The organism is Lentimicrobiaceae bacterium (genome assembly GCA_023227965.1).
In the GTDB taxonomy this organism is placed as follows: domain Bacteria; phylum Bacteroidota; class Bacteroidia; order Bacteroidales; family JALOCA01; genus JALOCA01.
Genome location: JALOCA010000030.1, coordinates 1 through 19,684, shown reverse-complemented (window position 1 = coordinate 19,684; position 19,684 = coordinate 1). Strand labels below are relative to the sequence as shown.

Annotated in this window: 19 protein-coding genes and 2 riboswitches; of the genes, 18 read left to right on the top strand and 1 reads right to left on the bottom strand. The window is 43.4% G+C overall.

Annotated elements, in window-relative coordinates; all coding sequences use genetic code 11:
- Positions 1 to 62 precede the first annotated feature (62 nt).
- The 7 genes from M0R21_10125 to M0R21_10095 all read left to right on the top strand — a co-directional run bounded on the left by M0R21_10125 (position 63) and on the right by M0R21_10095 (position 6,524).
- On the top strand, positions 63 to 692 hold the full coding sequence (locus M0R21_10125; GenBank protein ID MCK9618177.1) for a DUF4141 domain-containing protein: 630 nt from the start codon (positions 63 to 65) through the stop codon (positions 690 to 692).
- 1 nt (position 693) lies between these two features.
- Positions 694 to 1,698, top strand: coding sequence for a conjugative transposon protein TraJ (gene traJ, locus M0R21_10120; GenBank protein ID MCK9618176.1), 1,005 nt, complete (start codon positions 694 to 696; stop codon positions 1,696 to 1,698).
- Between the two features lie 19 nt (positions 1,699 to 1,717).
- On the top strand, positions 1,718 to 2,341 hold the full coding sequence (gene traK / locus M0R21_10115) for a conjugative transposon protein TraK (protein MCK9618175.1): 624 nt from the start codon (positions 1,718 to 1,720) through the stop codon (positions 2,339 to 2,341).
- A gap of 7 nt (positions 2,342 to 2,348) precedes the next feature.
- Positions 2,349 to 2,624 (top strand): TraL conjugative transposon family protein, encoded by a 276-nt coding sequence (locus tag M0R21_10110; GenBank protein ID MCK9618174.1) that lies wholly within the window; start codon positions 2,349 to 2,351, stop codon positions 2,622 to 2,624.
- Between the two features lies 1 nt (position 2,625).
- Positions 2,626 to 3,990 (top strand): conjugative transposon protein TraM, encoded by a 1,365-nt coding sequence (traM, locus tag M0R21_10105; GenBank protein MCK9618173.1) that lies wholly within the window; start codon positions 2,626 to 2,628, stop codon positions 3,988 to 3,990.
- A 73-nt stretch (positions 3,991 to 4,063) separates the two neighbouring features.
- The gene (traN, locus tag M0R21_10100; protein ID MCK9618172.1) at positions 4,064 to 5,011 is read left to right on the top strand and encodes a conjugative transposon protein TraN; all 948 of its coding nucleotides are present in this window, start codon (positions 4,064 to 4,066) and stop codon (positions 5,009 to 5,011) included.
- A 244-nt stretch (positions 5,012 to 5,255) separates the two neighbouring features.
- Complete coding sequence (locus M0R21_10095) at positions 5,256 to 6,524, top strand: ATP-binding protein (GenBank protein MCK9618171.1); 1,269 nt, start codon at positions 5,256 to 5,258, stop codon at positions 6,522 to 6,524.
- A 1,061-nt stretch (positions 6,525 to 7,585) separates the two neighbouring features.
- Here M0R21_10095 and M0R21_10090 read toward each other — a convergent pair.
- The gene (locus tag M0R21_10090) at positions 7,586 to 8,455 is read right to left on the bottom strand and encodes an AraC family transcriptional regulator (GenBank protein MCK9618170.1); all 870 of its coding nucleotides are present in this window, start codon (positions 8,453 to 8,455) and stop codon (positions 7,586 to 7,588) included.
- Between the two features lie 108 nt (positions 8,456 to 8,563).
- Here M0R21_10090 and M0R21_10085 point away from each other — a divergent pair, with 108 nt between their 5' ends.
- The 11 genes from M0R21_10085 to M0R21_10035 form a co-directional block, all read left to right on the top strand.
- Positions 8,564 to 9,283, top strand: a complete 720-nt coding sequence (locus tag M0R21_10085; GenBank protein ID MCK9618169.1) for a corrinoid protein — start codon at positions 8,564 to 8,566, stop codon at positions 9,281 to 9,283.
- Positions 9,284 to 9,439: 156 nt separating this feature from the next.
- On the top strand, positions 9,440 to 10,774 hold the full coding sequence (locus tag M0R21_10080; protein ID MCK9618168.1) for a hypothetical protein: 1,335 nt from the start codon (positions 9,440 to 9,442) through the stop codon (positions 10,772 to 10,774).
- 50 nt (positions 10,775 to 10,824) lie between these two features.
- On the top strand, positions 10,825 to 11,754 hold the full coding sequence (locus M0R21_10075; GenBank protein ID MCK9618167.1) for a GTP-binding protein: 930 nt from the start codon (positions 10,825 to 10,827) through the stop codon (positions 11,752 to 11,754).
- 125 nt (positions 11,755 to 11,879) lie between these two features.
- Positions 11,880 to 12,085: riboswitch (cobalamin riboswitch) on the top strand.
- A 157-nt stretch (positions 12,086 to 12,242) separates the two neighbouring features.
- Positions 12,243 to 12,587: a hypothetical protein gene (locus tag M0R21_10070; GenBank protein ID MCK9618166.1), complete on the top strand. Its 345-nt coding sequence runs from the start codon at positions 12,243 to 12,245 to the stop codon at positions 12,585 to 12,587.
- 10 nt (positions 12,588 to 12,597) lie between these two features.
- Positions 12,598 to 13,428, top strand: coding sequence for a helical backbone metal receptor (locus M0R21_10065; protein ID MCK9618165.1), 831 nt, complete (start codon positions 12,598 to 12,600; stop codon positions 13,426 to 13,428).
- Entirely contained in the window at positions 13,425 to 14,456 is a 1,032-nt protein-coding gene (locus M0R21_10060; protein ID MCK9618164.1) for a histidinol-phosphate aminotransferase family protein, read from the top strand. Before M0R21_10065 ends, M0R21_10060 begins: the two co-directional genes overlap by 4 nt.
- Complete coding sequence (cbiB, locus tag M0R21_10055) at positions 14,453 to 15,382, top strand: adenosylcobinamide-phosphate synthase CbiB (GenBank protein MCK9618163.1); 930 nt, start codon at positions 14,453 to 14,455, stop codon at positions 15,380 to 15,382. Before M0R21_10060 ends, cbiB begins: the two co-directional genes overlap by 4 nt.
- A 42-nt stretch (positions 15,383 to 15,424) precedes the next feature.
- Positions 15,425 to 15,629: riboswitch (cobalamin riboswitch) on the top strand.
- 83 nt (positions 15,630 to 15,712) lie between these two features.
- Positions 15,713 to 17,659, top strand: a complete 1,947-nt coding sequence (locus tag M0R21_10050) for a TonB-dependent receptor (protein ID MCK9618162.1) — start codon at positions 15,713 to 15,715, stop codon at positions 17,657 to 17,659.
- A gap of 18 nt (positions 17,660 to 17,677) precedes the next feature.
- On the top strand, positions 17,678 to 18,769 hold the full coding sequence (locus M0R21_10045; GenBank protein MCK9618161.1) for a hypothetical protein: 1,092 nt from the start codon (positions 17,678 to 17,680) through the stop codon (positions 18,767 to 18,769).
- 88 nt (positions 18,770 to 18,857) lie between these two features.
- A complete protein-coding gene (gene cobU / locus M0R21_10040; protein MCK9618160.1) occupies positions 18,858 to 19,376 on the top strand; it encodes a bifunctional adenosylcobinamide kinase/adenosylcobinamide-phosphate guanylyltransferase in 519 nt (172 codons plus the stop codon).
- A gap of 66 nt (positions 19,377 to 19,442) precedes the next feature.
- On the top strand, positions 19,443 to 19,684 hold a 242-nt coding region (locus tag M0R21_10035), incomplete at its 3' end, for a nicotinate-nucleotide--dimethylbenzimidazole phosphoribosyltransferase (protein MCK9618159.1).

The following is a 19,684-nucleotide window of genomic DNA, read 5'->3' as shown; positions in this document are numbered from 1 at the left end:
ACCTTCCCAAAGGGAAGGCTTTCAAACACTGCAAACAGTAATCATTTTAAAATAATAAGAATATGAAAACAAAAATCTTTCTTTTGGCTGCAATGCTTTCAATATGCAGCCTTTCAGGCAAAGCACAATTTATCGTAACTGACCCGACCAACTTTGTGCAAAGTATTGTCAATACGGCCAACCAGGTCATACAAACATCCTCGACGGCGGCTAATATGCTGAAAAACTTTCAGGAAGTTCAGAAGGTTTATACTCAGGGGAAACAATACTATGATGCTCTAAAATCAGTTCACGACTTGGTGAAAGACGCCCGGAAAGTGCAGCAAACGATTTTGCTGGTAGGTGATATTTCGGACATCTATGTCAACAGTTTCCAAAAAATGATAGCTGATGAAAATTTTTCGGTCGAAGAATTAAGCGCCATTGCTTTGGGCTATGCCAAACTGCTGGAGGAAAGCAGTGCGGTGCTGACCGAACTGAAAACGATTACTTCAGCCACCGGGCTCTCGATGAGCGATGCCGAACGAATGTCGGTGATTGACCGGATATACAATGAGGTGCGCCAGTACAAAAACCTGGTTCAGTATTATACCAATAAAAACATCTCGGTATCCTATTTACGGGCCAAAAAGAAAAACGATACCGACCGGATCATGGCTTTGTACGGCTCACCATCTGAAAGGTATTGGTAAGATGATACTGCTGGCAATAGATTTTGACAACCTGCATCAGATCCTCCGTAACCTGTATACGGAGATGATGCCCCTTTGCAGCAATATGATCGGCGTGGCAAAGGGAATAGCCGGGCTGGGGGCGCTCTTTTATGTAGCCATCCGTGTGTGGCAAGCGCTTGCACGAGCTGAACCCATCGATGTGTATCCTTTACTGCGGCCATTTGCCATCGGATTGTGCATCATGTTTTTCCCAACATTCGTGCTGGGTACGATCAACGCCGTAATGTCGCCTGTCGTTACCGGTACGCACAGTATCCTTGAGTCGCAGACTTTCGATATGAACAAGTACCGGGAGCAAAAGGACAAGCTGGAGGAGGAGGCCATGCGGCGCAATACTGAAACAGCCTGGCTGGTTGACAACCAGGCTTTTGACCAACGGCTGGAGGAACTAGGCATTTTGGATGCTCCACAGATTGCGGGAATGTACATCGAGCGTGGTTTCTACAGCTTTAAACAGACTGTTCAAAACTGGTTCCGGGAATTGCTGGAGCTCCTGTTTCAGGCTGCTGCGCTTATCATTGACACTTTACGCACCTTCTTTCTTGTGGTACTGTCCATTCTGGGACCGATAGCTTTTGCCATCAGCGTGTATGACGGTTTTCAAGCTACACTTACCCAATGGATAACGCGCTACATATCGGTGTACCTGTGGTTGCCTGTTTCTGACATATTCAGTTCCATCCTGGCACGCATCCAGGTTCTGATGCTGCAAAAGGATATCGAACAGCTGAGCGATCCGAATTTTATCCCGGATGGTAGCAACAGTGTGTATGTGGTATTCATGATCATTGGCATCGTCGGTTATTTCACCATCCCGACAGTGGCCAACTGGATTATCCAGGCCGGAGGTATGGGTAGCTATAACCGTAATGTAAATACTGCCGCAGGCAAAGGCGGGGCATATGCCGGAGGAATGGCGGGAGCTGCTGTTGGTAACGTATCCGGAAGGTTACTGGGAAAATAAACTTAACACATCACAAAAAATGGAATTTAAATCATTAAAAACAATCGAGACATCTTTTAAACAGATACGGCTGTTCGGTATTGTATTCATCTGCCTGTGTGCGGGCATAACCGGTTATTCGGTATGGAGTTCGTACAGTTTTGCTGAAAAGCAACGTCAGAAAATATATGTGCTGGACGGTGGAAAATCGTTGATGCTGGCACTCTCGCAGGACTTGTCGCAAAACCGTCCCGTCGAGGCCAAAGAGCATGTACGCCGTTTCCATGAACTGTTTTTCACCCTTTCACCGGACAAAAACGCGATTGAAAACAACATCAACCGCGCCCTGTTCCTGGTGGATAAAAGCGCATTCCGCTATTACAAGGATATGCAGGAAAAGGGGTATTACGACCGGATTATCTCGGGGAACATCAACCAGGCTATCCGGGTGGACAGTGTAACGTGCAACTTCAACAACTATCCATACCAGGTGGTGACCTATGCGCGGCAGATGATCATCCGCGAAAGTAACATTACGCAGCGCAGCCTGGTCACGCGCTGTGACCTGATCAACTCGGTACGCTCCGACAACAACCCCCAAGGGTTCACCATGGAGCGTTTCGAGATACTGGAGAACCGCGACATCAGCGTAATGGAAAGGTAGATACGCGATGATAAGAAAGTTAATCAACAAAGTAAACGAGTATTGGGAAGATGGCCTGCGCAACCTGTTTGGCAGGCTTACACCCGACCGCCGCGTTATCCTTATCGTGATCATGTTGATGATCTTCAGCGGATTATCCATTTTCATGACTTTTTCGTCGATTTACAACCTGGGTAAAGACCGGGGTGAAAAAATGAAGGTGGATCATATCGAAAGGCTGCAATTTGAATTGAAGAAAATGCGGCATAAAACGGACAGTTTAAAACAACTAAACAATTTTTAGTATGACAGAGAATAAACAAAACAAGGAAAGTGGCCAGGAGAAAAAAGAACTCACGCCACAGCAACGGCAAAAACGTATGAAGCTGCTCATTTACCCGCTGTTCGTCCTGCTTTTTGCCGGATCGATGTGGCTGATTTTTGCACCATCGACCGACCAAAAGGAAAAGGCGGGACAACCGGCGGGATTGAATACCGACCTGCCAATGCCCAAAGAAAAAGGTATGGTGGAAAACAAGCGGGAAGCCTATGAGCAGGAGGCCGTCAGACAAAAGGATAAAGAAAAGAAACGCTCTTTGTCGGATTTCGCTTATTTACTGGAGGAAGAACAATCAAAAAAGGGACTGGACCGACGTTCGGGAACAACGTCCAACCTATCGGATCATTACCGGAATCCGTCCAGTTTAGGCAGCAGCGTTCAGCTTCAGTCTTCAGACAAGACTTCGGCTATCCGGTCTTCTGCCAGTGCCTATCAAAACATCAACAAGCAGTTGGGCAATTGGAACAACCAACCGGCCACTGCGGTGGATGAGCAATCAAGGGAGAAACTGGAGAACCGCATTCAGGAACTGGAGCGTAAACAGGAAGAAGGTGCGCTGCGTAAAAAAACAGGGGACGACCAACTGGAAATGATTGAAAAATCATACCAGTTAGCAGCAAAGTATATGCCGGGAACTGCTGCTCCGGGAGTTAATACTTCGCCTCCACAGGCCAATAAGGGTTCATCAATTCCATCTTCCACAGGAAAAGTGGTTGCCCATCCTGTCCGGCAGGTAAGGCAAAACGTGGTGTCTTTACTCGCAACCCCAGAGAACGACCGGGAAAATGCGGAACAAGATAGAAAGCCTCGAAATTCAGGGTTCCTGACTGTTGCCGGAAATGAAGAGGTGACGGGCAAAAACAGTATCCGTGCCTGCATCAGCCAGACTGTAACACTGACCAACGGGAAAGAGCTGCAATTGCGGCTGATGGAACCCATACAGGTTAGTGACGTGTTGATCCCCGCCAATACGCTTATCACAGGTGCCTGCCGGATCGGGGGCGAACGGATGAACGTTACCATTACTTCCATCCAATATGCCGGGAATATCATCCCCGTTCAGTTACAGGTATATGGTATGGACGGACAACCGGGAATATCCGTACCCGGCAATGATGCAATAAAAGCAGCAAAAGAAGTTGCTTCTACTTTGGCTTCTTCAACCGGTTCCGGCATTATGATTTCGGATAATGCGGGTTCACAACTGGCGGCCGATTTAGGGAAAGGGCTTATCCAGGGGGCTTCTCAGTATATCAGTAAAAAGATGAGTGCTGTCAAGATAACGATCAAAGCGGGTTACCAGGTACTGCTCCTGCCCGGAAACCAGTAAAGAAAATAACAAAAACGGTCTGTGACCGTGCCACTAAAAATCCATTTATCAACAATTTAAAAACAAGTTTCAAATGAAAAGAATTTTTATCATCCTTGCCTTTATGGCAGGAGCGTTTGCTGTCAGTGCCCAGGAAAAAACGAACGGCAGTAGTCAAAAAACAATGCCAAGTACCAGTGATTATTTTCAGGGGCTGACACGTCCTTTGACTTTTGATAAAATGATTGCGCCTTATGCGCTTGAAGTAACCTTCGACAAAACGGTGCACATCATTTTCCCGGCGGCCATACGCTATGTGGACTTGGGTAGCGCCGACCTGCTGGCTGCCAAAGCTGACGGTACAGAAAATGTATTGCGGGTAAAAGCCGCCCAGCGGGATTTTTCAAGGGAAAGCAATTTATCCGTAATTACCGAAGATGGAAGTTACTATTCGTTCAATGTGAAATATGCCGATGAGCCTGTCAAACTTTCGGTGGAAATGGCCGATTTTATTCGTAACAACAAAACAGTGGACCATCCGGACAACACAACGTCAGTTCTCCTGACGGATCTGGGTAATGAATCGCCTTTGCTTGTCAACCTGATTATGCAGTCGATCTACAAAAATGACCGCCGGGAGATCAAACATATTGGCTGCAAGCGGTTTGGTATCCAGTATACGCTGAAGGGTATTTACTCGCACAACAACCTGTTGTATTTCCACATGCAGCTCAAGAACTCTTCGAACGTGCCGTTTAATGTGGATTACATCTCATTCAAAATTGTCGATAAGAAAGTGGCCAAACGCACGGCCATTCAGGAACAGTCCATTTCACCGCTAAGGGCTTACAACCAAATGATGGTGATTAATGGCCGGAAAACAGAACGCACAGTGTTTACCCTGCCCCAGTTTACCGTTGCGGAAGGTAAAAAACTGCTTGTTGAGCTGAACGAAAAAAACGGTGGGCGGCATCAATCTTTTGTAGTGGAAAATGCTGATCTGGTGCGGGCAAAAAGCATAAGCAAACTAAAAGTACAGTGAATGTAATTTCCAATGACTTCAGCTTGTATTGTACTTTAGATCCTTTGCTGGTTATATATGGCCTTTTCGATAATAAATGCCTCACCCGACGTTGAATTTGGGGATCGGGAAATTGAATAAAAATTAAAGCCGTCTCGAAACATAAATTGGGACGGCCTCCTCATGCAGTTTATTCACCTTTTTGTTTTTTTAAAATATTCGAGTGTGAAAGAATATTTATACATTTGCGTAAATGAATTCGAGTATGGAAGAAAATTTCACAGCCTTAAAGAAGTATAATTTTTGGGAAGGCAATGTTCCTGAACTGGGATATTACCGCAAAGATTATACTGACAAAATATTTGACTATACAGGCAGTAGGCTTGTCAAAGTGCTGGTAGGCCAGCGCCGTACGGGTAAAAGCTATATTCTCCGTCAGATAGCCCACAGACTGATCGAGGGTGGTGTAAATCCCCGGAATATCTTTTATATCAACAAAGAATTTACTGATTTCGATTTTATCAGCAATTATAAAGAACTTGAGGTACTGCTGAAGCTATATCGGGAAAAACTTAAGCCTGAAGGTAAAGTCTGGCTTTTTATAGACGAAGTACAAAATATCAGCGGATGGGAACATTTTGTGAACTCTCATTCGCAGAATTTCGTTGACAGCTATGAAATATTCATCAGTGGCTCCAATTCCAAAATGCTTTCAATGGAATTGGCTACGCTACTTTCCGGTCGTTATGTCAATTTTGAGGTATTCCCTTTTAGTTATGCGGAATACACTGGAATAACCCGAATAGAATTAAAAAAGCAAAGTTACATCGACTATATGGAGAGCGGAGCATTGCCTGAGTTGTTCGTATTGCCAAATGACCAAACAAAGCGCAATTATATATCTGCTATAAAAGACACCGTATTGCTTCGCGATATTATACAACGGCACAGTATAAAAGACCCAAAGCTGCTGGAAGATATTTTTATTTACCTGGTCAATAATGCTTCCAACCTGGTCTCAATAGCCAATATTGCGAACTATTTCAAAAGTAACGGGAGAAAAACCACATATGATACAGTTGCTAATTACATCGGTTATATTGAAGATACATTCTTGATACACAAAGTTGAACGCTATGACATCAGAGGAAAGGAAACAATCTCTGGCAACTGTAAATATTATATAAACGACTTGTCATTCAAAAATTATCTTTATCCCGGATTCGGTTATGGGGTGGGTTATAAGTTGGAAAATCTTGTTTATTTGGAACTCCGCAGGGCAGGATACGAGGTTTATGTTGGCGCGATGCGTGATAAAGAAGTGGACTTTGTCGCTAAAAAAGGGGATCGGCTTATCTACCTTCAAAGCACCTATCTTTTGGTTGACGAGCAAACAACACAACGCGAATATGCTCCGCTGGAAGCAATATCGGATAATTATGAAAAAGCTGTTGTTTCACTCGATGACATTTCACTGCCTTCCAATAAAGGTATCAGGCATATTCAGGCATGGAAATTACATGAAATACTCTAAACTGTCCTCTGTCGTATGCCCTGCGGTTCATAGTAATTTGACGGGGAGAGTCGCCAAACAGTACCTCCGAATAATGAAACTAATCTTGTCATATCTGCAAATTTTAAATGTGAATCGTTGTTTCCTATTTTTTTCTATCCTTTCCATAATTTCTGACATTTTTTTTATGCCGTATCGGAGCCGGTCGGAGTTATCGTGTTTCAGGGGCTAAAAGAAGGTTCGTGTTTAGCTGCTGACAGGTTTTTTTGCAATAAAAAACAACCCGAAGCGTAGCGAAGGCGTGGAGATTTTTTGCAAAACCCATAGGGCTTGAACTTGCGGCGGCATGAAGAACACGGATATACCTTCGCCTCTGTAAACCGGTTAACTCCGCACCGCTTTCCGGCGCATAGACTGATGTGGAGGAAAGTATAAACCGGGAAGTATAGGAAAAAGGATAACGACCATACCTTCCGGTGAATTGCCGGTGTTGGTCATCACCCGGAAATCACCGGAAAATCACCAAACAAAAGGTGATATGATTACGCGCATGAAAAAAGTATGCAAAGACAAAACTTTAACGCATTAAGCTGTCTTTGCTTTCTTTTTGCCCGTAACCCGGAGATTCTTTCCGGCATCCAGCTCCAATACAGACACGATCATCTAAGGAATCATGTTTTGTACTTACAATAAAAGCTGGCGTCTTGTTCTGGGCACCACAATGATACAAAACCCACTGAATTTCAGTGGGTTTTGTTATTAATTGGGAATGAATAGGGAAAGATTCGTGTATTTCTATAAATCATTCGGAAATCGCAGACTTTGCAAGCACATAAATGGATATAAGTGAATTCACAAGCAGTCTTTACAAATATAGTTAAGGAATTAAGAAGTAGGCCCGCCACGGGTACTAAGAAGATTAGATAATAATCAGAAATACAGCATTTTATCGAAGCATTTTTATTTACTAATGTAACCCTACCGAAGCATTTTGTTTTTAGACTTAAAAATTGACCTTGGGAAAATCGAAGAATTTACATTCAGAGGGAATCAGTCATCATCTAAATCCTAGACATGCTGATCTACACCAACCACTTAAACCGTTTCCGGTATTCTGATGGAGTTACTCCGGTATTTTTTCTGAACTGCTTATTGAAATGACTTAGGTTGTTGAACCCGCTGTCATAGCAGGCATTCACGATTGATAATTCATTGTTCATTAGTAGTTTGCATGCAAAATCAACCTTAATTTCGTTCAGATATTCGAAAATGGAGGTACCCATATTACTCTTGAAAAACCTGCATAGAGATCCTTCCGCCATGCTGACCAGATCTGCCAACTTCTTCAGATCAATTTCTTCACGGTAGTGGTTCATCAGGTAATCGTGCAATAGTGCTATGCGTTTGTTCCCTGTAGTGAACCGCTTTCTCATGTATTGGTCACTGGCCAGATTGCAGTTGGAGCTACTTTTCCCAATGATATCCATCAGCCTAAAGAAATTGTTCATGCGATCGAAGCCCTTCAGGTACGGGAGCTGCAGCATAATCTCGCTTACTTCATTAAGCGTTTGTCCAACGATCTGAATCCCTCTTTCCGATAGTTCGAGAGCTATGCGTACATTTTTGAATTCAGGCAGAGCCAACATCTGGGAAAAGAAAATATTGGCAGAAAACTGGAGAAAAACCATTTCGAGGGTCCGCTCAGACATGAACTTGTGCTCCTTTTCTGCAATCCAAATATGCGGTAGGTTAGGTCCAATAAATACCAGGTCGCCAGGCTGAAATTCCTCGATCGAATCGGCCACAATCCGCTTGCCCATCCCTTCTGTGATGAAGCTTATTTCATAGTTATTGTGATAGTGCCAGGAGCTCTTATCCAGATTATCCTGGAAAATCCCGATGAAAAAAGATTCATCTTCCCGTAAGACTATTTGTTCATATTTAGCCGACATAGTGGTTATTATCGCACAAAATAATAGTGGTAATTATCGCACAAAATAAGTGATTTAAGTGAATATCGCATCATAATTAGTAAATATTGACGTATAAAAAAAAATGGTGTGATCTTATATTTGCTATTATTTTTAAATCAAACATTAAACAACAATAAAATGAGCGAACTAATTGAAAAACTACTCGAAGCAGTAGAATTTGGAAAAATTGATTTGAAATCTCCCTATCCTCCTCAGCTTCGGGGGATGGATGGTTCACAAGAGCTGACCCAGAAGGCTCTCGAAACAGGGATTAATCCGCAAAGAATTCTGGAAGAAGCACTTATTCCTGCAATGGGCAGAGTAGGGAAAAAGTTTTCGGAAAACAAGATTTTCGTCCCGCAAATGCTGATGTCTGCCAAAGCAATGGGCGCTTCCATGATTCAACTGAAGCCATTTTTCGCATCCGGCCAGATGAAATCCAAGGGAACTTTTATTATTGGAACGGTAAAGGGCGACCTCCACGACATCGGCAAGAACTTGGTAGCCATGATGGTGGAAGGTGGCGGATGGACAATCGTCGACCTTGGAGTGGATGTTGGTTCAGAGCGTTTTATTGAGGCATTGAAGAATAATCCAGGTGCCGTTGTTGGACTCTCGGCTCTGCTTACTACCACTATGGTGAACATGGGCGATATAGTAGCTGGAATAAGGGGTTTTGTGCCCGATACGAAGATTCTGATCGGAGGTGCTCCTGTCAATGCGGATTTCTGTCGCAGCATCGGTGCTGACTTTTATGCACCGGACCCGCAAAAGGCCGTTGAATACCTCAATAAGCTAGCTTCTTAATAAGCCGATTATTTTGAACATTGATCAAAGAAAAATAGACCCTTTATGAGGGTAATGGAAGAAATATGTCAATTTTACAAATGCACAAAACACTGATATACAAATTTTAATGCTATGAAATACAAAAGTCTGATCATTAACAACGCAGAAGACCTGATGTTTGGTTTGGCACCTCATCCAGTGAAAACACCCCGAGGACTGGTCATCGGCGGTGGACAGGTCTATGCCGAACTGAATTTCACCTTACCGATGATGAGCATTAATAGCAACACTTTAAACGAGGTATATGGACATTACCGTGAAATCGCTGAAGGAGCACTCGAACGCGCTGTCCACCTGAACTCTAAAGGTGTTGTACTCGAATTTGAAACCCTTCTGGAGATGACCAAGACACCAGATATCGGCGTGGAAATCGTGAAAATCATGAACGAAATCTGTGAAAAATACTATCAAAAACACGGTCTTGCTTCAGAAATCAGGCTGACACCTAACGATTTGCGCGAATTTGAAAGACCTGCAAAACAACGTACCTCTGCCTATTTAGAGCCCATGATGGAACTTTTTGAAAAGGGCATGATTGAAGGCGGAGACTTATTATCGATTGAAAGCACCGGAGGAAAAGAAGTTTCGGACGAAGCACTGATGATGTGCGACGTAAAAGGCATGGTGTTTGCCCTGGCCGTTTTAGGTGTACGGGATATGCAGTTTTTATGGAAAAAAATTGTTGCATTGGCCAATAACCACGGTAAAATTGCGGCAGGCGACTCTGCCTGCGGATTTGCCAACACGGCCATGGTTTTAGCTGAGAAAAAATATATTCCAAGGGTATTTGCTTCCTTGGTAAGGGTAATCTCTGTGGTCCGTTCAATTGTCGCTATGGAAGAAGGCGCGGTTGGCCCTGATAAAGATTGTGGATATGAAGGCCCGTTCCTGAAAGCCATTACTGGCATCCCCATTTCAATGGAAGGCAAAACAGCCGCCTGCGCCCATCTGAGCCCGATCGGAAATATTGCTTCAGCCTGCTGCGATTTGTGGAGCAACGAATCAGTCCAGAACATCAAATTATTATCCGGCATGGCGCCAACAGCTTACATGGAACAGCTGGAATACGATGCCCGACTGATGAACCAGGCATTAATCGCCGGAACGGTTCCCAGTCGTATTTTGCAGCAATTACTGGTTGCTTCTGATGTCTATACCGATCCTCAGGCCTTGATCCTTTCACCCGAAAATGTGATTCGTATTTCGAAAGAGCTTGTTAAAGGCGATTCGTATGTGGCAAATGCCAAAAACGGTGCGCTGGCGGCACTCGACATTATCGAAGAAGCACTCCGTTCCGGAAAGATGAAACTTTCAGAATTAGAAACCAGTTACCTGCCAATTCTGCGAGACGAACTCAACAGTATCCCTGAAAATGAAAGCGATTTTGTGGAGATGATGCTTCCGCTTATTGACCAGAGCAAATTCATTCCATCCGAATACGGACTATAAAATTATAACCTATTAAGCCGGACTAATATTTGACCGGCTCTTTTAGCATTATGGGAAAAATTCCGGTAAATATCATTTCAGGGTTCCTGGGTTCAGGAAAAACAACGACAATCATACGGCTTTTGGAGCAAAAACCTCCGAAGGAATATTGGGCCATTGTAGTGAACGAATTCGGGAAAGTTTCCATCGACGGGCAAACCCTTCAATCAAAATCTGTTGCAGGGTCGGTTTTCGACATTTTGGGTGGGTGTATTTGCTGTTCGGCCAAAATCTACCTGAAAGAGAATCTTGAAAAGATTGTTGAAACTGAAAAATTCGACCGCATCCTCATCGAACCCAGCGGATTGGGAGGCATTGAAATGGTTTCAGAAATGGTTGGCTTAATTCCTCAGCTCAGCCTGATGCCGGTAATTTGTATGGTGGATATCACCAGTCTCGAAAATCCCAAATTTCAACGGATTCCGATATACAATGCCCAAATCAGAATGTCGGACATGATTATCTTCAGCAAATGCGACCTGCTGGATTCTCCCGAACGGCAAGATGAATTGGTTGTCAAATTCAAATCATCATTTCCTGATAAATATTCATGCTTTGTTGGCACAAAATTGACAATCTCAGTTTTAAGCTCGATTGACCTCGAGAAAAAAGCGGAAGGGCTGAATTCTAAAAATAATTTTTTGCCTGCACCTCACCTGACTGATGAAAATTTTCAGGGGAGGGTTTTCCAATTTGGGATTGAACACATTTTTGATCCGGAAAAGCTTATCGGTTTGATCAATAAATATCATTCCATCATCCGGTCTAAAGGACATTTAAACACCACAAGCGGCTGGGCGCTATTTAATTATACACTTTCAGGATGCAATTTTGAGCCTTGTCAGGCAAAAGAACAGAATGAAATTGTTATTATCTTCCGAAAAAATGAATCAATACAAAAGGAAGAATTCAACAAACAAATTGAAAAGTGCATTGCTTAATTGCAGATTCTTATTGTACTACTTTCTAAATTGATGAAAGTAAGTTCGATTCAAATAAAGATTAATGGTAAAAGAAATAATTCCCAGTGAAATTCACGCCATTGATTTTGTCTGAATTAGTTTTTCTATTTTTGTCCTGTGTTGGTGACCAACTCCCCCTAAAAGGGAAGCGTCTGAAAAGGGAATCCGGTGCGAAACCGGAGCTGTACCCGCAGCTGTAAGCCTTTGTAAAAACTTTTTGTAATCCCTGCCACTGTCTGTCTATTGACTGACGGGAAGGCCACAAAAAGAGAGGTGAGCCAGAAGACCTGCCAAAACAAACAAATTGTAGTCGAATCTTCGGGAAAAAAGATCGGTGAAACGAACCCCTGTTTATCGGGGAGAGTTCCACAAGAACGTAAAGATGTTGAAATTGGCAACTGATTTACATTCGAGTGAAAGGTACATCCTGTTCCCATTTCATTTTTTCCGGAATAACATTTAATCCAATGCAACTATTTTCATCATGGAGTGGAGGTAAGGACTGTATGCTGGCGCTGTACCGAATCCAAAAATCAGGAACCCATCAGGTAAAAGTTCTGCTGAACATGTGCGATGCCAGTTCAGATTTGTCCCGTTCCCATGTCATCCGGCAGTCCAAATATTTTCTCGGGCGGGTTTACGATGCTGTTTTTATAGAAGAGCTTTCACAAATAGAGGGAGTTGACCTTTGCGCCGAATTGGGCGAGTTTCATTCGTTTGTTTATGATGGGCCCAATTTTAATCATCCGGTTTCGTTCCAAAAAGGTGCAGTGAGTTTTCGCGAAAACCATTGGTTCCTGGAAATAATTTAGTTTCAAGTATATGAAAAAATCGCATTTGAGTTTGGTCATATTTCTTCTTATCCAACTTGTTAGCCAGGCACAGGAAGCCAGACGTATTGTATCATTGGTTCCGTGGATGACCAGAAGCATATACCTGATGGGCGAACAGGAGAGGCTGGTTGGCTGCACCAATTATTGCCCGGTAGCGGTTGCCGACAAGATTCCGGTAGTGGCTTCGGCAGTAAGTGTCAACATCGAAAAGGTTCTGACCAGGAAACCCGATCTGGTTTTTGCCTCGTCGCTCATCAAACCAGAAACCATTGACAACCTGAAAAAGCTGAACCTCAAAGTCGAATACATGTCCTACCCAAAATCGTTTGATGAAATCTGTACCGATTTTATCCGGATTGGTGAGTTGGTAGGTCAAAGTACTAAAGCAAAAGCCATAGTAACTCAACAAAAAGAGCGGCTGGCGAAGCTGAAAGCAAGTGTTCCGGCTGGTAAAAATCCGAAGATATTTATACAAATAGGAGCCAAACCGTTGTTTTGTGCGGTTCCGAATACGTTCATTGATGATTTTATCCAGTTTTCGGGAGGGAAAAATATTGCTGCTGAATTAAATACCGGCAACATTACCCGCGAATATGTACTGAAACAAAATCCGGATTTCATCTTTATTGTCACGATGGGCATGGTTGCCCGGGAAGAAAAAGATGCATGGCTCAAATATCCGGTTTTATCGGCCAGCAAAAACAATCAGATTTATATTCTTGATTCAGACAAAACCTGTAGTCCAACTCCTGTTTTGTTTGTTGATGCTTTGGAAGAGATAATCCGCTTAATTTACAAAGAAAATCCATCTGAGATATGATTTTTGGACACGGCGATGACCGCCATCACTATCAGCAAGCAATTCAGACCGACTTTAGCTCAAATGTATGGTTTGGCGGAACATCTCCGGAACTAATCAGTCATTTACGGCAAAACCTGCATTTAATAGGGAATTATCCTGAACCCGACGCCACCTGTTTTTGTCAGAAAATCGCAGACTCGCACAAGGTAAACACAAATCAGGTTCTGGCGTTTAACGGATCGACTGAAGGGTTTTATACCATCGCGCTGGCTTTTCGCAAATCGGTTTCGGCCATTTTGGTACCCGCTTTTGCCGAATACGAAGATGCTTGCCAAATGCACGACCATCAAATTCAGTTTTTCAGGAAAGATGAATGGAGAACTGTTCTGAAATCGGGACCTGGACTGTTTTGGATTGGTAATCCGAATAATCCGGATGGGACTATCTTCTGTACTTCACAAATCGAAAAAGCACTTGTGGCTTATCCTGAAACAGTGTTTGTTGTTGACGAAGCCTACGCCGCATTTATTACCGAATTTGAATCCTCTATTCCGTTAACCAAAGTTTATCCGAACCTGATCGTGGTTCGCTCGTTAACCAAATGTTGCGCCATTCCCGGTTTGCGGCTGGGCTATGTGGTCGCTTCGGAAAAGCAGGCCAACCGGTTGCGAAAATTTCAACAACCCTGGTCGGTGAACGCATTGGCTCAGGAAGCTGGCAAATTTTTAATTGGACACATGGAAAAATATCCGTTGAACACGCGAATTATCAGCAAACTTTCTTTTGATCTGCAACAGTCAATCGACCAATTAGAGACATTAAGGGTTATTCCATCCTATGCTCCATTCTTTTTGGTCGAAATGCAATCGGGAACTGCGGACGCACTGAAACAGTTTTTGCTTGACAAACATGGGATTTTGATACGCGATGCCTCCAATTTCAGGGGCTTGAACCCAAACTACTTTCGGATTTGCTCACGGGATGAAAGTGATAACCGGTTTTTGCTTGAGGCATTGAAGAATTATTCTAAAACAAATATGTCATGAATTCGGAACTACTTATTCTCATCCCATTACTCATTGGTTTTTTGCTCGATTCACTTCTGGGCGATCCGCTCTGGCTGCCTCATCCAATTCGTCTTTTCGGTAATTTAATATCCTTTTTTACTGAAAAGCTGAATTCAGGAAAATATCGAAAATTGAAAGGCGCTGCAATGGCTGCCGGGTTAATTACTTCGACTTTTGGAATTATCTGGTTATTGCTTCATCTGGCCAAACCCTCCGAACCGCTGTACATTGGATTGGTGAGCCTGGGCGTTTTCCTTGGACTGGCCAATCGCAGCCTGATCCGGGAAGCACACAAAGTCATCAGGACTCTTGAAACCAAAGGGCTGGAAGCCGGTCGCAAGCAGCTGGGTTACATCGTTGGCCGTGAAACGAAAAACCTGAATGAACAGCAGATACGCACAGCAGTACTCGAAACCCTGGCAGAAAACCTCAGTGATGGGGTGATTGCTCCACTGTTTTTCTATGCACTGGGAGGAGTTCCGGCAATGATGGCTTACAAAATGGCCAACACGCTTGATTCGATGATTGGGTACAAAAACGAGCCGTTTCGGCAATTCGGCTGGTTTTCCGCCCGGACCGATGATGTGTTGAACTTCATTCCGGCACGGATAACCGCACTACTGATGGTCATTCTCAGTTTAAGTCCGCGCGGACTGGCTTTTATTTTCCGGTTTGGACATCACCATAGCAGCCCGAACTCAGGTTATCCTGAAGCCGCTATGGCCGGAATATTGAATTGCCGCTTTGGCGGACCCAATGTGTATCACGGTTTTGTGGTCGAAAAAGCTTTCATCGGAAAAACCGAGCGAACATTTACCAACAAAGATTCTTACCGGGCCTATCTGATCAATTTTTTCAGTTGTTTGGTAATGATTGGGTTAATTTTTATTTATCATTTATTCTGAATTAATATTTAATATAACATTTTATCACTTAAATTATTCGTTACTTTTGCATTTAGAAATGGTTCCAACGTTGGTTAACGCCAACATGGATTAATAGGGAATCCGGTGAAAAACCGGAGCTGTACCCGCAGCTGTAAGCCTTAATACAAACTTTTTGAAACTCCTGCCACTGTCTGTCAACCAACGGACGGGAAGGCCTCAAAAAGCAAGGCGAGCCAGAAGACCTGCCAATTTCAATCAGTATCAACAAAAGCTTCGGGAAAAAAGCTGGTGAAATACAATTCAATCTATTTCACAATTTTATCCAAAGCTCATATTCTGTTTAAAGAAATGAGAAGAATTATTCTGATTCAGGTAATCCTGATAATTGCCTCGGGTGCATTTGCCCAACACAGCAGTTTGTCAGACACGATCATGTTGCTTGAGGTGGTTACCTATGCCCCTCTAAAGAAGTATCAGGCCGGCGCCAAAATTGTCTCTATCCCTGGCGACCAGATTATTATTGGGCAGGCCGGTTCCATCGACCAGTTATTGATGCGTTTTACCCCGGTTTACCTGAAATCAAATGCCGGAGGATTATCCACCATTCATTTACGTGGCACGTCGCCCAATCACACCTCGGTAAATTTTGGAGGGATCAACATCAATTCACTAACGCTCGGGCATTCCAATATGTCTGAAGTTCCTGTTTTTCTATTCGATGAGATCTATTTGCAATACGGAAGTTCATCGGCCATAAATGGTTCGGGGTCAATAGGCGGGGCACTTCACCTTGGGTTGGCCAACAACTGGACCAATGGGATGAAATTGAAAACGATCCTCTCGGAAGGATCCTTCGGCGAACAATTATACGGTGCCAAATTATTTGCCGGAAATGGTCGCCTGGAGTCGGTCACACGCCTGTTTTATTTTAGTCTTCGAAATGATTTCCCCTTCAACAACCCGAAAATTGGCGACATTGAACATCCCGGAACTGTGCGCGACCGTCAACGTGGCGCTGCCATTGAAAACAAAGGCATGATCCAGGAATTGAACTACCGTTTTAATGAGAAAGAAACCCTAAAATCGGCCTTGTGGCTTGAGCAAGACTGGCACGAAATACAACTGACAACGAAAGAGATTAGCACATCAATGACCCCTGAAACATTGGACGATAAACATATCCGTTTCTGGTCGGAATATGAAAATCGCAAAAATCCCCTAAACATCAGGGGCGGACTGGGTTTTGTGCATGATATGGAGGTGTACGACGGCGATAAAAAGCAAAAAATTGGGTCCAATCGTTTAATCACCGAAATTGAAGGGAAACAAGATATCAGTACCCGGTTAGGGTACAAAATAGGTGTGAAATATCAATACATCAAACCTGAAGTTTATGCTTATTCCGATGAAATAATTAAACGGGAGCAACAGGCCGACTTCTATTTTTCTTCGTTTTATACCGCTTGGGACCGGCTTAAACTGACTTTAAATCTGCGACAATTGCTTGTTACCGATTTTGAGGCCCCGTTTACCCCTTCAATAGGTTCGGAATACCGGATTTTCAGCAATGATTATTCCGTTTTTAAAGTGAACGGAAATATTTCGCGCTCTTACAGGATCCCTACGTTTAACGATCGCTACTGGGGCAAACAAGGCAATCCAAACCTGAAGCCGGAAGATGGAATGAATTATGAACTCGGACTAAATTACGCGTTGTGCAAAGAGAATATTCAGTCAGAGGTAAAGCTGAACGTGTTTTACATGGATGTGAAAAACTGGATCGAATGGCGCCTGGGAGCCGTAGAATGGACTGCCCAAAATGTGATGGAGATTGAAAGCAAAGGCCTGGAATTTCAGTCGAACACCGATTGGACGATGAATAAGCTGAATTTCAATTCCAGGATAAATTACAGTTTTAATCCGGTTGAAACAATAAAGGACGAATCGCCAACCGGAGTAACCGGCCGCCAGTTACTCTACGTTCCAAAACATATCGGCAATCTCTACCTGAAGTTGAATTACCAGTCGTGGAATTTTTTTACCGATGGCAGCTACACCGGAAAACGATTTGCCGATTACTCCGGGTCTTATTCCATGCCCGATGGGTACGAACTCGACCCTTACTTTCTGATGAACTGTGGAATATCGCGAAAGCTGACCTTATTAAAACAGTCAGTTTTTCTGTCGTTGGTGCTCAATAATATTTTTAATACCGATTACCAAAACGAGCGATTTTACGCTATGCCCGGGCGCAATTTCCGGATAGGCATTTCAACAAATATTAATATTCACTAAACATTAAAATTTATAAACATGAAAAAGTACTTCAATTATTTATTGCTTTCCCTTTTTTCACTGGCTATTTATAGTTCTTGCAAAAAGGATGAACCTGAGTTATTCCCAAGCGAGCTTGTTAAAGGCGCTTACATCGTAAATTATGGATCGTTTGACAAAGGTGGTTCGAGTATTTCTAAATACGACTATGAAAAAAGAGAAGTAACTAATTTCTTCGATCAGCAACAAAACAAAGGAACTGTTTGGGCCTCAAATATTCAATTTATCTACAAATCAGGCGATAACATTTTCCTGATGGCCAATTCCCCTGACCAGGTGATTTCACTTGACCCTCTTTTTGTTCAGGCAAAAAATGGGGTAACCGATAAAATTGTCAAACCTCGTAATTGCGTTGCCGAAGGCATATACCTTTACATATCGTGCTGGGGCGAAAATCCCGATTGGAATTTAATGCCTAACAGTTACATTGCCAAATACAACATCGAAACCCGTATGGTGGAGAAAAAAATTGCATTGGCCGGCGGACCTGAAGGACTTGAAATTTCAAATGGAAAACTTTACGCCGCCCTTAATTTTAAAAAGGCAGTAGCTGTCATGGATTTAACGACAGAAGCGATCAGCTACATCGAAACGCCGGCCGTTTGTTCTTATTTTCTGAAAGACAATAGCGGAAACCTGTATGTTTCTTTAATCAGTTCCTATTCAACTCCTGCAACACAAACCGGATTGGGCTATATTACAACAAACAACAATATACTGAAAGTTACTCCCCTGGATAATGTAAGTACCGAATATGCCTCAATCATGGCTTTCAGTAAAGACAAATCCAAAATTTATATCGCTGCTGCTTCCTATGATGCCAATTGGGTGATGGTTGGAGGTATTCAAGTCTTTAATGTAGCCACCAAAAAATTTGAGCAGAACAGTCTGGTAAGTGGAATTTCAGGATTAAAGGGAGTTTCGGTCAATCCGGTTGATGGAAATATTTATGTTTTTGTAAGCCCGTCAACAACCAGCAACGGATTGATGAAGATTTATTCAGAAGATGGAAAAGCTTTTGCTGAAAAAGCTGTTGGGGCATCTCCAACAATGGCTATTTTCCTGAATTAGCGGCAAGTTAATGATCAATTGACGGTTCATTTCATTTACAATACTTTCAAGGATTTAAAAACCTGGATGGTTTAAATATTCACAATCAATGGCTCAAATTACATTCATCACCGGGGGCACCCGTTCAGGGAAAAGCAGTTTCGCGCAGAAAATGGCCGAGGCGGGAAGCAAGAACCCGGTTTACCTGGCAACGGCACGGGTTTGGGACGAGAATTTTCGCCGCCGCATCAAGCGCCACCAGAACGACCGCGGCCCGCATTGGGTCAACATCGAACAGGAGAAAGTACTTTCTGCCTGCGACGTGGAAGGCCAAACCGTTTTGCTCGACTGCATCACCCTTTGGCTGACCAACATCTTTTTCGATAACCAGTTCGATGCTGACCGTTCGCTCGAAGAGGCCAAATCCGAGTGGGACCGATTTGTACAAAAGGAAATGAACCTGATTGTGGTAAGCAACGAACTGGGCATGGGGGTTCATCCGGTGGAAGAATCGGCACGCAAATTTGCCGACCTTCAGGGTTGGATGAACCAGTACATCGCCCAACAGTCCGGCGAAGTTTTCCTGATGATATCCGGAATACCAGTGAAAATAAAAGACATGATTTAAACACAATGACACGAAGACACGAAATAAAATTCTTCGTGTCATTGTGTTCAAAAAAAAGCAACAACTATGACATTAAAAGAACAACTCAGACACAAAATCGATTTCAAGACCAAACCGTTGGGAGCGCTTGGTTTGCTTGAAGACCTCGCCCTGCAAATCGGGCTGATTCAAGGCACGTTGACCCCCGAGCTGAAGAATCCGACTGTACTAGTTTTTGCCGGCGATCACGGACTGACTGATGAAGGCATCAGCCCATTTCCAAAAGACGTGACCTGGCAAATGGTGATGAACTTTGTCGCTGGAGGCGC